General features: G+C 51.4%; 14 protein-coding genes. 5 read left to right on the plus strand and 9 right to left on the minus strand.

Annotated features, from left to right (window positions below):
• Window positions 1-33: 33 nt before the first annotated feature.
• From yajC to nusB, 4 genes are all read right to left on the minus strand, one after another.
• Window positions 34-342, minus strand: a complete 309-nt coding sequence (gene yajC / locus BLX24_RS14005) for a preprotein translocase subunit YajC (protein WP_071503773.1) — start codon at window positions 340-342, stop codon at window positions 34-36.
• Window positions 343-388: 46 nt separating this feature from the next.
• Window positions 389-847, minus strand: coding sequence for a DUF1573 domain-containing protein (locus BLX24_RS14010; protein WP_071503774.1), 459 nt, complete (start codon window positions 845-847; stop codon window positions 389-391).
• A gap of 81 nt (window positions 848-928) precedes the next feature.
• Window positions 929-1,231, minus strand: a complete 303-nt coding sequence (locus BLX24_RS14015) for a YtxH domain-containing protein (protein ID WP_071503775.1) — start codon at window positions 1,229-1,231, stop codon at window positions 929-931.
• 89 nt (window positions 1,232-1,320) lie between these two features.
• Window positions 1,321-2,457 (minus strand): transcription antitermination factor NusB, encoded by a 1,137-nt coding sequence (gene nusB, locus BLX24_RS14020; RefSeq protein WP_083421978.1) that lies wholly within the window; start codon window positions 2,455-2,457, stop codon window positions 1,321-1,323.
• 165 nt (window positions 2,458-2,622) lie between these two features.
• Here nusB and BLX24_RS14025 point away from each other — a divergent pair, with 165 nt between their 5' ends.
• Together BLX24_RS14025 and BLX24_RS14030 are read left to right on the plus strand one after the other, a co-directional pair.
• A complete protein-coding gene (locus BLX24_RS14025; RefSeq protein ID WP_143092671.1) occupies window positions 2,623-3,267 on the plus strand; it encodes a hypothetical protein in 645 nt (214 codons plus the stop codon).
• A gap of 638 nt (window positions 3,268-3,905) precedes the next feature.
• Window positions 3,906-5,687 carry an ABC transporter ATP-binding protein gene (locus tag BLX24_RS14030; RefSeq protein ID WP_071503880.1) on the plus strand — a complete coding sequence of 594 codons (1,782 nt, stop codon included), beginning with the start codon at window positions 3,906-3,908 and terminating at the stop codon, window positions 5,685-5,687.
• A gap of 192 nt (window positions 5,688-5,879) precedes the next feature.
• On the opposite strand, the gene BLX24_RS14035 is transcribed toward BLX24_RS14030, so the two are convergent.
• Genes BLX24_RS14035 through BLX24_RS14050 form a run of 4 tightly spaced genes read right to left on the minus strand, consistent with a single transcriptional unit; the run spans window position 5,880 to window position 7,967 of the window.
• Window positions 5,880-6,335 carry a DinB family protein gene (locus BLX24_RS14035; protein ID WP_071503778.1) on the minus strand — a complete coding sequence of 152 codons (456 nt, stop codon included), beginning with the start codon at window positions 6,333-6,335 and terminating at the stop codon, window positions 5,880-5,882.
• A gap of 4 nt (window positions 6,336-6,339) precedes the next feature.
• On the minus strand, window positions 6,340-6,762 hold the full coding sequence (locus tag BLX24_RS14040) for a PIN domain-containing protein (protein ID WP_071503779.1): 423 nt from the start codon (window positions 6,760-6,762) through the stop codon (window positions 6,340-6,342).
• Window positions 6,759-6,989 carry a hypothetical protein gene (locus BLX24_RS14045; RefSeq protein ID WP_071503780.1) on the minus strand — a complete coding sequence of 77 codons (231 nt, stop codon included), beginning with the start codon at window positions 6,987-6,989 and terminating at the stop codon, window positions 6,759-6,761. The genes BLX24_RS14040 and BLX24_RS14045 overlap by 4 nt, the downstream gene beginning before the upstream one ends.
• Window positions 6,990-7,043: 54 nt before the next feature.
• Entirely contained in the window at window positions 7,044-7,967 is a 924-nt protein-coding gene (locus BLX24_RS14050) for an aspartate carbamoyltransferase catalytic subunit (protein ID WP_071503781.1), read from the minus strand.
• 218 nt (window positions 7,968-8,185) lie between these two features.
• On the opposite strand from BLX24_RS14050, the gene BLX24_RS14055 reads away from it, so the two are divergent.
• The 3 genes from BLX24_RS14055 (at window position 8,186) to BLX24_RS14065 (ending at window position 12,468) form a co-directional block, all read left to right on the plus strand.
• Complete coding sequence (locus tag BLX24_RS14055; protein WP_071503782.1) at window positions 8,186-9,352, plus strand: hypothetical protein; 1,167 nt, start codon at window positions 8,186-8,188, stop codon at window positions 9,350-9,352.
• Between the two features lie 127 nt (window positions 9,353-9,479).
• Window positions 9,480-10,226 (plus strand): 3-oxoacyl-[acyl-carrier-protein] reductase, encoded by a 747-nt coding sequence (gene fabG / locus BLX24_RS14060; RefSeq protein ID WP_071503783.1) that lies wholly within the window; start codon window positions 9,480-9,482, stop codon window positions 10,224-10,226.
• A gap of 130 nt (window positions 10,227-10,356) precedes the next feature.
• The gene (locus tag BLX24_RS14065) at window positions 10,357-12,468 is read left to right on the plus strand and encodes a hypothetical protein (protein WP_071503784.1); all 2,112 of its coding nucleotides are present in this window, start codon (window positions 10,357-10,359) and stop codon (window positions 12,466-12,468) included.
• 125 nt (window positions 12,469-12,593) lie between these two features.
• Here the strand turns inward: BLX24_RS14065 and BLX24_RS14070 are convergent, their stop codons facing one another.
• Window positions 12,594-15,305, minus strand: coding sequence for an alpha-d-galacturonidase (locus BLX24_RS14070; RefSeq protein WP_071503785.1), 2,712 nt, complete (start codon window positions 15,303-15,305; stop codon window positions 12,594-12,596).
• Window positions 15,306-15,321 lie beyond the last annotated feature (16 nt).

Here is a 15,321-nt window from a genome sequence, read left to right on the forward strand (position 1 = left end):
GTGCCGGCACCGGTAGCGCAGCCAGCAGAGACGTTATTTCGTTTCAGGCGTTTTAACGGTAGCCTCGCGCGAAATGGAGTTTTTTTCGAAGGTGAGCTTCACTCCCTTGTCTACTTCGATGGTTACGGTAGTGCCATCGACCGAAGCAATTTTGCCGTGTAGCCCACCGATGGTAACAACACTGTCGCCTTTTTTGAGGCTATCGACAAACGACCGCTGCTCTTTTTGCTTTTTTTGCTGCGGCCGGATCATGAAGAAGTACATCACACCAGCGATACCGACCCAAAGAAGGACCTGATAAATCATCTGATTTGACTGTGCTTGTAAGAGGATTGATTGCATGACGTTTTGGTTTCAGGTTTCATGCCAGACAAAGGCATGAAACAAGCTATTTGGATTGTGTTGAATCGTTTTTGGCGGTCCCCGGTTTATCGACATAGACCCTGAACTGGAGGTCGGTCATGGCGGGCTCCGTATTAGCGAAGATGGTCACGGTCTTGCTTTGCTCGCCCTCTTTATTGCGGCTGTTGAAGCGTACTTTGACAAACGATTCTTCGCCCGGCTCGATGGGTTCGCGCGGCCATTCGGGGGTCGTACACCCACAGGAAGCCGTAATGTTGTTAATGATCAGCGGATAGGCGCCGGTATTGGTAAACAGGAATTTATGCTCAATGGTATCGCCTTCGGTGATATTACCGAAATCATGGATACCTTTTTCCTTAAAAGTGATTTTCGGCATTTTATCCGAAGCCACCGTACTGGCCGATTCGCCTTGCTTGCGGTTGTCGCAGGCCAGCTGGCCCCAACCCAGTCCGATCAGCAGCAGTGCGATAAGTGGTTGTTTCATTTACCCGACATTTTCAGTGAAAACCGCAGGACCGAAACCGGTTGACTACCCGGCCGGGCAGTCAACCGGTTTTGATACCGTTTAGCTGTTTTGCTTTTTGATTTGTGCCATCAGCCGGTCAACATCTTCCAGCAGTTTTTCGGCTTTTTCGCGGGCATCGTTCACCACGCGCTGGCCTTCACTTTTCTGAAAGTTTTCAGGAAGTTCAGCCGAATTCAACAAATCAGTGATCAGCGACTCCAGCTGGTTCCGGTATTTTGATAACCGGTACGACAGTTTATCCCGTGTGACTTCTCCTTTTTCCGGAGCATACAACAACCCTACTACGGCACCCGTAGCAGCGCCGGTCAGGAAAAATAATAAATCGCGACTTGTGCGGCTCATAACTTTAGCTGGTTTATGGTCGAAAACTGTCCTTAACGCCCCGCAGGATACCCCGCTTGCAAAGGATTGGCTAATTTCCGATCAATCAATTACTTGTTATCTAACAGACCACGGCCACTCTTGCGAAGTTTACCGGTGTTTGTCAGCTTCGTCGAAAGATTGTCTAAAATTCCGTTCACAAACTTACCGCTTTTGGGCGTACTGTACGCTTTTGCGAGCTCAATATATTCGTTAATTGTTACCTTAACCGGAATGCCGGGGAAGTTAAGCATTTCACAAACAGCCAGTTTCAGGATAATCATATCGAGTTGGGCCACGCGCTGTAAATCCCAGTTCTGGAGTTGCTCGGTCAGCAGGCTTTCGTATTCGCCGTTATTGTCGAGCGAACGCTGGTAGAGTGTGGTCATGAAGAAGTAATCTTCGTCCCAGTCGTCGGTCAGGGGCTCAAGGGCCAGACCTGTTGCGCTTTGGGCCGACTTAAGCGTTTTGATGGCCAGGCTGCGTACCACATCGCTGTTTTCGGCCCAGCTCAGGTCGATTTCGGCCAGGTAGTTACGGATAAGTTCTCCTTTGAAAATCAGGGTACGGAGCAGATACTGAACCAGTTGCTGGTCTTCGTCGGGCGTGTGCGAGATCTGTTCGCAGTAAGCGCGGTACGTGTCATCCGTTTTCAATACCTCGCGGTATGCTTTCCGGACAAAGCCGATGTCGTCGGCCCACGAAATACTGCGGCGCAGGGCTTCATTTTCCAGCGGGCGGAAATCGGTCAGGGCCTTAATAATAACGTTATCGGCCAGATTCGATTCAAACGGGAACGGCACTTCATCCGGATCGCGGTGAACACGTTCACGGTCGATCTGCGACTGGCGGGCCAGCTCGTTCATCAACGTCAAAACACGGATATAATCATCATAGATGCCCTGAACCTCGTCGACCATCATTTGGGAGAGGTGCTGGCGATCTTTTTTGGAGCGATTCTGGTAGAACAAATACCCGTCGTTGGCCGCTTTGAGAATTTTCTGCGACGCGTCGTCATCTTTCGCGGGCTGATTGGTTTTAATGGCTTCTTCGAAGAGAGCTGAAGCCAGCTGGCGGTTACCTTCCAGTTGTTTGCGGTCTTGTGGAATCATCGAGTTCAGATCAGGTTGAAATAACTCGGAGATACCATCCAGTGCAAGTTGTTGATTTGATATATCGGCCTGGCGAAGCGCATACAGGGCCTGCATTACTTTTATTCGGAGCAATCGTCGGTTTAACATCCCGCCTATAAATCTATTTACTCTACCAATAAGAAAAAGAACATTCGGAAAATCCGTTGCAAAAGTAGCGCTTTTTCAGTAGTTTTCCCAACGAAACCATCTTTGATTAATCCTAACGTAACACCTTTCCGTATGTTTTGCTGTCGTTGGACGACCGTGGCTGTTTCTGTGCTGCTCGGTTTAGTGTCTGCATGTCGTCCGGCCGGCTATGCCTTGTTGCAAAGTCAGCCCCACCCATTGGCCCGAAATACCGTTTCTGAAGCCGTTTCTGCCCCGGTCCGAACCCTGTCACCCGTTGCCTCGATTAGTACCCGCCCTGATTCTGTCGTTGTCCCTGCTGCCCCGGCGCTGGTCATTCAGCCTTCGCCCCGCCATCTGCAAAATCCCGATTACAGCCACCGTAAACCCCGCAAAGCCTGGCTTCAGCAAACAGGAATACTGTCGCCGGTCGAAACCGGTTATGTCCGGGAAAAACCGGTAGTCGCCGGTAAGCGCCGGACGCCGGTGCTGGCTCATGGTGCTTTTGCCGGTAGTGCCGTTTCCTGTCTGGTATCAACCCTGTCGGTGTCCGGCGGCTGGATCTGGGTCGTTGTCACCACCTTACCACTGCTGTCAGCCCTGATCGGTGTGGCCGGTCTGACAAAAATTCAGAAAAACCGGGAACAGTACAGCGGTAAGGCCTGGGCCATCAGTGCGATTCTGCTCGGCACCGGTGTCATCGGCATGGCCTGGGTCGCTCTCGCCGCCCTCGCCAGCTCCAAAGCGTTTTGGGGATGAAATAAAGAGCGAAAGAGATAAAGAGTGAAAGAGATAAAGAATGAAAGAGATAAAGAATGAAAGAGATAAAGAATGAAAGAGATAAAGAATGAAAGAGATAAAGAATGAAAGAGATAAAGAATGAAAGAGATAAAGAATGAAAGAGATAAAGAATGAAAGAGATAAAGAATGAAAGAGATAAAGAATGAAAGAGATAAAGAATGAAAGAGATAAAGAATGAAAGAGATAAAGAATGAAAGAGATAAAGAATGAAAGAGATAAAGAATGAAAGAGATAAAGAATGAAAGAGATAAAGAATGAAAGAGATAAAGAATGAAAGAGATAAAGAATGAAAGAGATAAAGAATGAAAGAGATAAAGAATGAAAGAGATAAAGAATGAAAGAGATAAAGAATGAAAGAGATAAAGAATGAAAGAGATAAAGAATGAAAGAGATAAAGAATGAAAGAGATAAAGAATGAAAGAGATAAAGAATGAAAGAGATAAAGAATGAAAGAGATAAAGAATGAAAGAGTGGCGCTTAGGGATAAATCCGGGGCTTTCGCTCAATCACTCAATCGCTCAATCACTCACCTGGTGATTGAAACGAAATCTGCTGTATTGCTGTTAGGTTCGGAGTAGCAAGCCCCGTTGATTCCCGTGAAAGCACTTCTTTACCTCAATAAGTATCTCGTTAAGTATAAATGGTATCTGATTTGGGGGACTCTCTTTACCATTATTTCGAACCTGTTCGGGATTTATCCGGCGCAGCTGGTACGGTATGCCCTTGATCTGGTGCGCGAAACGCTGGACATTTATTACCTATATGCCGGTACGTCACTCCAGGAGTCCATTTACAGTATGTTCGCCTTCAGCATTTTGCTGTACGGACTGCTGATTTTAGCGTTGGCTTTACTGAAAGGGTTTTTCCTGTTTCTGGTGCGGCAAACGCTGATTGTCATGTCGCGCCATATCGAATACGACCTGAAAAACGAGATTTACGATCACTATCAGACGCTGCCGCTGAGCTTTTACCGCAAACACAATACCGGCGACCTGATGGCTCGTATTTCCGAGGATGTCAGTAAGGTCCGGATGTATGTTGGTCCGAGCCTGATGTATGGCATGAACCTGATTGTGTTGTTTGCGCTGGTAATCAGCTATATGGCAAGCATCAACATGCGGCTGACGTTCTTTGTTCTGCTACCGCTTCCGGTTTTGTCCATCGGGATTTATCTGGTAGAAAACATTGTGATCCGGCGCTCCGAAGAAATTCAGCGGAGTTTGTCGCGGATGTCGACCTTTGTACAGGAGGCTTTCTCCGGAATCCGGGTGTTGAAGTCGTTTGTGCAGGAGAAAAACTCGACGGAGAAATTTGAGCACGAAACCAATGAATACCGGGCTAAATCCCTGCGCCTCACGCTGGTAGATGCCCTCTGGCAGCCCATGACAGTCTTGCTGATTGGGCTGAGCAATGTGCTGGTGATCTATGTAGGCGGTCAGGAAGTGATTTCGGGGCGGCTGACGCCTGGCAACATCACCGAGTTTATCCTGTATGTAAACATGCTGACCTGGCCGGTGATGGCCCTTGGCTGGACCATGAGCCAGACTCAGCGGGCCGCCGCGTCGCAGCAGCGGATCAATGAATTCCTTGAGGTGAAGACTGAAATTGTGTCAACAAAGCATCTAAACCGCGACATTCAGGGCAAAATTACCTTCGAGCATGTCCGGTTTACCTATCCGGATTCGGGTATTGTGGCGCTGAAAGATTTCTCGATGAACGTCCGTGCGGGCGAAAGTGTCGCGATTCTCGGAACAACTGGTTCAGGGAAAAGTACAATTGCTAACCTGCTGACCCGGATGTACGATCCGACCTCGGGAACCATCCGGATTGATGATGTTCCGGTAGAAGAATACGGCCTGCCGACCCTGCGCGGGCAGATCGGGTATGTGCCGCAGGATGTCTTCCTGTTTTCAGATTCTATCAGTAACAACGTCCGCTTCGGGTTGCCGGAAATGTCGCAGGAACGCGTTGACCAGGCAGTTCGGGACGCTGATTTGTACCAGAATATTGTGGATTTCCCGGAAGGCTTCGAGACACGGATCGGCGAGCGGGGTATTACCTTGTCGGGCGGGCAGAAGCAGCGTCTGAGCATCGCCCGTGCCATTGCCCGTAACCCGAAAATCCTGATTCTGGATGACTGTCTGTCGGCCGTTGATACCAATACCGAAAACATTATCCTCAACAACCTGAAGCGGATTATGGCCGACCGTACGTCGGTGATTATTTCGCACCGCGTATCGTCGGCAAAACTGGCCGATCAGATTATTGTGCTGGACGACGGCAACATCATTGAAACCGGTACGCACGACGAGCTGATGGCCCGCAACGGCACCTACCGCGAGCTGTACGACAAGCAGCTACAGGCCGAAGAGGTATAGAGTACCGGAAAGATATAGAGATATTCTGACAGGATTACATGATTCACAGGATGGCCGATAGCCCAGCCTGTGAATCATGTAATCCTGTCGTTTTTATTAATAGCGCGAAGCAAAATGAATTACAGGCGATCCACTAATCCTGTAATCATAGTAATCCTGTAATCATAGTAATCCTGTAATCATAGTAATCATTTAATCATGTAAATCATAGTACAGGATACGGCGGTGGTAGTTAATCTGGCCGAGGTGGTAATTCAGGTGGCCGTTGAGGTGAATCAGAAAGAACTGCACGCTCATGCTGTAGCCGAAGACCTCACTTGGGTAGGTCTTGATTAAGTCACTTTCCGGCAGGCTCAGTAGCGCTTTACTGACCGTTTCCTTTGTCGCCCGGATCATATCCAGCAGTTCACTTTTCTCCAGACCCGTGGCACTGAATTCGCGGGGCCGGTCGCGCTCAAACGGGATGTGTCCGAGCTGACGGCCAATGAACTCATGCAGATTACCATGCAGGTGCAGGGTTAGGTTCCCGGCCGAATTTGCAATCCCATCAACGACTTTCCAGATGGCGTCTGTTGTCGGATAGGCGTCAATTTCCTGATAGAGCCGCTGCAGATCGCGGTCAAATAAGCGGGCAAGGTCCTGGAGCATATTGTTAGGTAAGGCTTCTTAAAAAATCATCAAACAGCATTATTTTTCTGTATCCGTTTTTACGGGCGGCTTCATAGATGGGCTTATCGCGTGTAAGTAGTATCGTATCTGTTTGAATCGCCAGTGCTAAAAAATTAACGTCTTTAGGGTCAATTTGTCCGATTAACTGAGCTGCTCTTTTAAGCGCTTTTTCGTCAATAAGGTAATCCGGCAAGATCGTTACCTCAGCGAAAATACTATGAGCATACTGGCAGTGGTCCTGAACGTTCAGCGTTGTGTTTCGCAAAATTACATCACTGTACTTATCAATCTCAATCAATGCCTGACCAGGCGTTGAGAAGCGGAACAAATGGAGAATCGTTTTGTAATAGGAGCGGCCACTAATGAGTATACTCATGAGCACGTTAGTGTCAATAACGAATGTCATTTCCGGATCTTTGACAGAACCCGGTCCTTAACATCTTCCCAGGCTGCATTTCGGGCAGCCTGCCATGCCGGATCATTTGTGACATCAAACTGATCAAGTTCACTAAGAGCTTCCTGCGCGGCAACTTTTAGCTCAAGTTTTGCGGCATACTCCCTTAAATAGGCTTTTACTTTTTCGATCCCTACGGAGTGAACTACCTGATCTTCGATTTCGACGGTTACCTGCATTGTCGTAAAGGTTATCCTGCTTAAAGATAACAAAAAATAAGTGGAAACAGGCACCTACATCTGTGCCAGCAGGTACAACACCGCCATGCGGACAGCAACCCCGTTTTCGACCTGATCGAGGATGATGCTGTGATGCGAGTCGGCAGCGTCGGAGGTTAGTTCTACGCCACGGTTGATCGGACCGGGGTGCATCAGCACAATCGGGCGGTCGAGGTCGTCCAGCATCTTTTTGCTGATCCCGTAGTACATCGAATATTCGCGCAGCGACGGGAAATACTTGATCTGCTGACGTTCGAGCTGAATCCGGAGTACGTTGGCCACATCGCACCAGTTCAGGGCTTCCCGCACATCGTGGCTGATTTTAATGCCCAGTTCGCTCATGTATTTCGGGATGAGCGTTGTCGGGCCGCAGACCATCACCTCGGCACCTTGCTTCTGCAGGCAGAAAATGTTGGAAAGAGCCACCCGGGAGTGGGTAATATCGCCGATGATCGCCACGCGTTTACCGGCCAGATCGCCCAGTTTTTCGCGGATCGAGAACGAGTCGAGCAGGGCCTGGGTCGGGTGTTCGTGCGTACCGTCGCCGGCATTCACCACATTGGCCGGAATCCGGCCGGAGAGGTAGTGCGGGGCACCGGGACTGCTGTGGCGCATGACAATCATATCGACTTTCATGGCCAGGATGTTGTTTACTGTATCGAGCAGGGTTTCTCCTTTTTTCACCGAACTGCCCGACGCCGAAAAATTCACGACATCGGCCGACAGCCGTTTTTCAGCGAGTTCAAACGAGAGACGGGTACGGGTAGAATTTTCGAAAAAAACGTTGGCAATCGTAATGTCACGCAGCGAAGGGACCTTCTTGATCGGCCGGTTGATGACTTCCTTAAATTCCTTAGCCGTGTCGAGAATCAGATTAATGTCATTCTCGTTGAGGTCTTTAATGCCCAGCAGGTGTCGAACGCTTAATGAATCAGCCATGAGGAGTACGCACAAAAATTGGGCAAAGATAACCGGATTTACCTTTTCTGACAGCGAATGGTGATATTGTTCAGTAAGCCCCTGTAATTATCCAGGTGGACCGGATCACCGCAGCTACCCAATATGTACCCTGTTAACAATTATTAAATACTTATTTTTTGACTTATTCGGGGATAAAGTTTTCTTTGGGCCAATATTCACAATAACACAACACTCCAATGAAAGCACAATTCCTTACCGCCTGCCTTGCCACACTGACCTCCACACTTTTTGCCCAGATTCAGCCCGGCGAACGATTGTATGGCGGATCAGTTTCGTCACGCAATACGTATTCGCATAACCTGAATACTGATGTAAAGAACAACAGCAGCTTTACTGCGTCAGCCGTGCAGCTGACTGTAGGGAAGTTCAGACAAAACAACTGGCTGACCGGCATCAACATGTCACTTGGATTATCTCCCGGATCAAATAAAATAGTCTCTGCTGTAGGCGGTCAGAACAACTATGAATCGGGAACACGATATTTGTCATATGCTGTTTCGTTGAATCCATTTGTAAGACGTTACTGGGAGCTGAACAACATACAGCTTTTTGTCGGAGGGGGCATTGGTGTCTCCGTGAGTGGATTTTATAGTAGAGATAAAGAGTTTCCGGCTGAGGACTACACCTTTTCCGGAAACAGAATGTTTGGTTTCGGCATTTCGCCCTCGTTTGAAGCAGGGCTGAATTATTTTGTCACAAAGCATCTGGCACTGGAGCTCAAAATATCTACAAATGCTTTCCCTGTATCATTCGGCCAACTCGGTGCCGGGTTTATTTACCGTACCGGCGATCATGCATTAACGCTTGACAATCAGGCACAGACTAATCAGACCAAAAAAGGGGGATGGTTGCCTGGCGGTAGTTTCTCAATTAGTAATACATCCGTTAAAACACCCGGTGAAAGAAATTTAACCTACGACCCGGGTATTTACAAAGTGAGTTTATCGGCGGGGAAGTTTATTCGGGAACGAACTGTCCTGGGTATCGAAGCAGGGTATCAGTATACTGAGCGCAGGACAGAGGGAGAGAACGCTTCTGTAAGTAAGTCAAAGTGGTTTTCGGTAGTTCCGTATGTGCAAACGTATTGGCTGACGAGCCGGCTGACGCCGTTTCACCGGATTTCAGCCAGTTGGTCGAAACTGGTTGGGGCACAAGGCAATACCTTTGGTCTTAATGGTCAGTTTGGGCTTGCCTATATGTTAGGCGAGCGGTTTATCATTGAAACCTCTCTGGCAAGTGTTGGTGTTGACTATAGCCGGCTTGGTAACAGTTATGAGACTATATCACCATACGCCTCCGCTTCTCTCGGTAACCAGTTCGCTTTACGCTATGTATTTCGGTAACACGCGCTAAGCCGTTTGTCCAATCCCCGTTAATACGCTATTTTTGGCCTTCTATGCATCACAGAACGCTGGACTGTGATGAGTTATGTGGTTAATAACACAGAATGCTGTTCTGTGGTACAACAAGATGGATTTACTGAAAGGAAAAGTTGCGTTAATTACCGGAGCCTCACGGGGAATCGGCCGGGCCATCGCCACACGGTATGCTCAGGAAGGAGCAGATGTGGCATTTACTTACCTGTCGAGTGTAGAAAAAGGACAGGCTCTCGAAGCTGAACTCAGTGCGTTTGGTGGCCGGGTGAAAGGCTATCGGTCCGATGCGTCGGACTATACAGCCGCCGAAGACCTCATTGCGCAGGTGGTTGCTGACTTTGGCAAGGTTGATGTTGTGGTCAACAATGCGGGTATTACGCGCGACGGATTGTTGATGCGGATGTCGGAAGAACAATGGGACACCGTTATTAACGTTAATCTGAAGTCGGTATTTAACCTGACCAAAGCCGCCATCAAACCGATGATGAAAGCGAAGTCGGGGTCAATCATTAACCTGACATCGGTAGTCGGTCTGCGCGGAAACGCCGGACAGGCGAACTATGCGGCTTCCAAAGCAGGCATCATCGGCTTTACCAAGTCGGTGGCGCTCGAACTGGGTTCGCGGAATATTCGCTCAAATGCCATTGCACCGGGCTTTATCGAAACCGAAATGACCGGCGAAATCAACGAGAAAGCCGTTGAAGAATGGAAACAGTCGATTCCGATGAAACGCGGCGGGCAACCCGAAGAGGTGGCCGATGCCTGCGTTTTCCTGGCCTCAGACCTGTCGCGGTACATTACCGGACAGGTATTGCAGGTCGATGGCGGAATGCTTACTTAATGGCAGAGGGCATGGGGTATGGAGCATAGGGCTTAGCGCAGGGTGTTGGGTCTGCTGACTCCCCGCTCTACGCCCCTTGCCCTACGCTCTCTGCCCTCTGCCCCACGCTCCCAAGCCAATACAACCTTTTATGAACATCATCTTTCAAACGTCACCGTGGTGGATACTGGCCTGCCTTGCTGTAGGTGCGATCTATGCCGCGGCCATGTATCAGCCCTTGCCCAACCAGGCATCTGCCGGGAGCGTCAGTCAATGGGATAACCGCGTGCGCTATGCCCTGACGGGTGTGCGGTTTCTGGTTGTAAGCCTGTTGTGCTTTCTGTTCCTCAACCCGCTGGTACGGAATGTCCGGTCGCTGACCGAAAAACCAAAGGTGGTGTTAGCCGTCGACAACTCCGAATCGGTGGCGGCGGCGGGCCGGCCCGCCCTGAATACGGCCCTGACCAATCTGCAGCAACTACGGCAGGAACTGGCCGACGAGGGGCTGGATGTGGCGGTGCGCACCTTCGGCGATACCATTACCGATGCCGACCTGACCCAGATTCCCTTCACGCAACGGACAACCAACCTTTCCGGCCTGCTGTCCGACATTCGTTCTGACTACGAAGGCCGCCACTTAACCGATGTGGTGCTGGTCACCGACGGTATTTTCAATCAGGGTCTTTCGCCCACGTTCGGGCAGTATCCGTTCGCCGTGCATGCGGTGGGGCTTGGCGATACCATTCCCAAAAAAGACATTCAACTCAAAGGAATCATTGCCAACCGGATTGCGTATCTGGGCAATGAGTTTCCGATTCAGGCCGAAATTACCAGCTTCGGCTTTCAGGGGCGTGCTGCCACGGTTGTCCTGAAACAGGGCGGTCGTGAGCTGGGTCGCCAGCCGGTTAGTTTTGCGCAGAACGAAACGTTCAGTCAGGTATCGTTTAAGACAACGGCTACCCAGAAAGGGGTGCAGCACTATACCGTCGAAATTATTCCGCAGGCGGGTGAGTTCAGCCTTAAAAACAACCGGCAGGATGTGTATCTGGACGTGATTGACGGCCGGGAGAAAGTCCTGTTGCTGGCCGCAACGCCGCATCCGGACGTGAAAGCCTTGCGGGCCATCATTGAGAAAAACCAGAACTACGAACTCGATGTCCGGATTCTGACGAGCGCCGATGGTCCGTTGAGCGTCGAAAAAACGTATGATCTGATTATTCTGCACCAGATTCCGGATAATGCCGGTGTCGGAACCGCCGTTATGCAGCGGTTACTGGCCCAGAACACCACGCCGGTGCTGTTCGTACTGGGCAATCAGTCGGCCGTGGGGCCGTTTAATACGTCGAATCCGGTGATGCAGATCAACGCGCAGCCGGGGCAGGGCGATAAGGTAACGGCGCGGCTGAATTCGACATTTAAGCAAATCAACGTTGATCCGGAACGGCTGGAGATTCTGAGTAAATTCCCGCCGATGACCGCTCCCTACGGCGACTACAAGCTGTTGCCGGGCACAGAAGTGGTATTGTGGCAGCAGGTCGGGACCGTAGCGACCAACAAGCCGTTGCTTGCCTTAAACGTGACGGGTAACCGCAAAGCCGCCGTGCTGGCCGGTGAAGGCATCTGGCAGTGGCGTCTGGAAGAATATGCCCTCACCGAAAAGCAGGAGGTCGTCGATGAACTGCTGCAAAAAGTAATTCAGCTGATTTCGGTGAAGGAAGATCGCCGGAAACTGCGGGTGTATCCGATCCGGAACGAGTTTTATGTGGGCGAAAAAGTGGTGTTTGAAACCGAGCTTTACAACGACATTTATGAGCGGCTGTATGACAAGCTGGTAACGCTGGAAATCACCGACGAAGGCGGCATCACGCGCGATTATACCTACACCCCGACGCAGGACAACAGCCGGTTTGAAATCAGCCGGTTACCGCAGGGGGCGTACCGCTACAAGGCAAGCGTAACGATCAACAACAAAGCCGAGCTGTCGTCGGGGCAGTTCATTGTGCGCGACCTGCAGCTCGAAGCCATGAATACCACGGCTGATCATGCCATGCTCCGGCAACTCGCCCAACAAACCGGTGGTCGTTTCTACAATTCGGCTTCTGTTCAGAATATGGTGAAGGACATTGTCTCAAAGAAAAGCCCGGCCCGCCTGACAAGCACCGAAGAACTGGATGAACTCATCAACTGGCGGTGGCTGTTTTTTATGGTCCTTGGCCTTGCCGCTGCCGAGTGGGGCGCACGGAAGTACTTTGGCGGGTATTGATTGGTCAACTTCCTGGAAGTATATCTTAGTGGTGGCACGACTCTCAGTCGTGCCACCACTTTTTATTTCTATTTTGGTAACTCGCCGAGAGGTCTAAACCGCCAGGCGGCCCTGCCTCGGGGAGATTACTCCTCAAACAACCAGTCGGCCCCTTTGCGCGAAGCCAGACCGGCGTCAAACGGCGTAATGGCATAGTTACCGTCGACGAAGCCGAGGACCAGACAGACACCTTTACCCAGCGTCAGCGCATGGTCACCCGCCGGAAACGTGTAGGCATGCACCTGTACCGGCGGCATATCGGCAACCACCAGCGCATTGGCGATTTTTACCTCCGCCTGCCCGAAATCATTGGCGCTGGCATCGGTTTCCAGATTTGGCTCGGGCAAATAAGTAGTCTTATCGGTTGATTTAAAAAAGCCAACCAACAGCTGCACCGGCTGTTTCGTACTGAAACGCACGACTGTTGGTGTCTCTGTCTGGGTCTTCATCCCATAACGAACCCCGCTCAGCGTTTGCAGCGCCGGACTAACGGTCTGAATGACATTCGGCTTATCCGTAAACGGCGACTGGTTATTAGTCAGGGGATAGGTTTCGCCGGTCAGCGTTACGGCTGCTTTGGGCAGGGCAGTGCTGGCCAGCGAATTAGTGGTTGTCGCCGGTGATGCTTTGAGCTTAGCCAGATTCTTTTTGAACGTCGCCAACTCCGCCTGATAATGCGGCAGCAATTCCACCCACGTTTTGTTGGAACCGTCATTGCCGCCAATCGGCACCCGCCGTTGCTGGGTCTGCATGCTGTTGGCATACAGATAGGTATCGCGGGTCAGGTCGGCGAGTTTCCGGAAATGGACCAGACTTTGCTCCAGATGCGGGACCGCTTTTTCCAGATCCTGAATATCCTGTGAATAGTGGTAACGCAGCACCAGCGTGGCGGCTTTAACCTTTTCGGCATAAAAATCGGCCAGGGCCCGGTAACAGTAGATGTCGTTGCGCAGCCGGTCAAAGTCAGCTTTGTTTTGCCGGACAAACGGCGTGGCGCGGTCAATCGCTTCGACGGCCAGTTTGCCGTGCTGCACTACCTCATCGACAATCTGCGGCGGGGTTTCGCCGGTATGCGGCTGTTTCTTCCATTCTTTTTCGGCCCATTCAATGAGCATTTCGCCCTCGGGGCCGTCGGAGGTATAGAGGTCAGGCCAGACGCGGTATTTGTAGGGATTCACCAGCTGACTCACAAACATACCCAGCGTGAGCGTCTGCCGGTTGCCGTTGGTTATGCCGAAGCGGCGCAGCAGCTTGGGCGCAATTTCCCCCGCCTGCTCGTAGGCCTCCAGAATATCCTGACCGTGTTTCCGGGTACCATACATCCCGTCCAGCCTGGCCGACCAGTAGGCCACTTCGTCGGTGCGGTTGCGGTGGCAGTTCCATGCGTAGCGGCCCCATGCTTCGTACCAGACCCAATCGCGGTCGATCTGCAGCTGCCGGGGCGTTACGTTGTCGGCTGTGTAAGGCCAGTCCCAGTACGAGGCTTCGGGGTAGAGGTGCAGCCCGTTGGCCCCGTGGATGGCATGCATCGCCTGTACGCTTTTCTGGATAAAATCGGCCGACCCATAGCGGAAAGGCTCCAGATTGGCCAGAATATGCACATTGTCGATGTGGGTTGAGCCCAGGCGGCTGAGGTCGCGGTGCATTTCCGCCCACGGTCCGCGCGGCGTATAGGTTGTCAGGGCCTCACCGTTGTATTTGTTTTCGGTGTACAGGTTTTTGTAGAGCGGCAGGGCGGCTTTCATCACCAACTGCGGGTTGGTGTCGTGGCCGCGCAGCACGATCGGGGGTTCGTCGGTTTTGCCGAGCGCTTTCAAGCCGTCCTTCACGCCCGGAATAATGGTTTTGGTAAACCACTCCACATCCGTTTCGTCGCCTTCCATGGCTTCGCCCAACGCGATCAACAGGCCCACGTTCGGGTATTTTTCAACAAACGCGGCAATCGACTTGCGGGTATAATCGGCGATGACCGGGATAATCGGGCGTTTGCGGTCCTGGGTTTTCAGGTTGTGTTTTTCGGCAAACGGCTTCGAGACGATGATGTTATAAAACATCTGAATTACCCAGATACCCCGCTTGTCGGCCTCTTCGGTCAGGAAGCGGAACATCTCCTCATTCTTTTTAAACGTGGCATCATCGACCTCTACGGCGTAGGGATAGTCGTTGAGCCGCACCAGCGACGCAAAGGGGTGGCCATTCCAGAGATACAGCGAATTCATCCGGTTGTCGGCCAGCATATCCAGGTAGCGGATCCAGAGCGCCTTGTCGTAAAACCACGGGAAATTTTCGGGGGTGTACGGGTATTCATACACATTCCGCCCCGGCAGATAGATTGTTTTCTGAACGCCGATGCAGGCTCCGCGCAGCACCATTTCGGGCTGATCGGCCTTCCGCCAGTTGGTCGGCCAGGTCTTCCGCGCGGTAATCTCGTCAGCCAGAGCCAGACAGCCGTACAGCGTTCCCGACGGGTCGGCCCCGCCGATGACGAAGCCTTGCGGAGTCGGCTGCACCACAAAACCCTCCTTTCCCGGCCTCGGGGCAGGAGCCGGGAAAGCCTGCGCGACCGGTTTGTCGGAAAGCAGCCCGAGAATAATGGTTTTCCCTTTGGCCGGTTCTGTACCGGTGCTGACCGTGTAGCCGGTTTGTTCGAGTGCTTTCCGGAGGCGTTCGGCCCCGAACCGGATCCGTGCATGCGGATTAGCCGGCAGCACAATCCGCACGTTTTCGGCAAGAGCCGCTACGCCGCACAGCATGGCAATCAGCCATATCAAAAAACTATAGTGTCTGTTGTATCGCATATGTCTACATGTAGCA

The sequence above is a fragment of the Arsenicibacter rosenii genome, from assembly GCF_001870735.1.
Classification (GTDB): Bacteria; Bacteroidota; Bacteroidia; order Cytophagales; family Spirosomataceae; genus Arsenicibacter; species Arsenicibacter rosenii.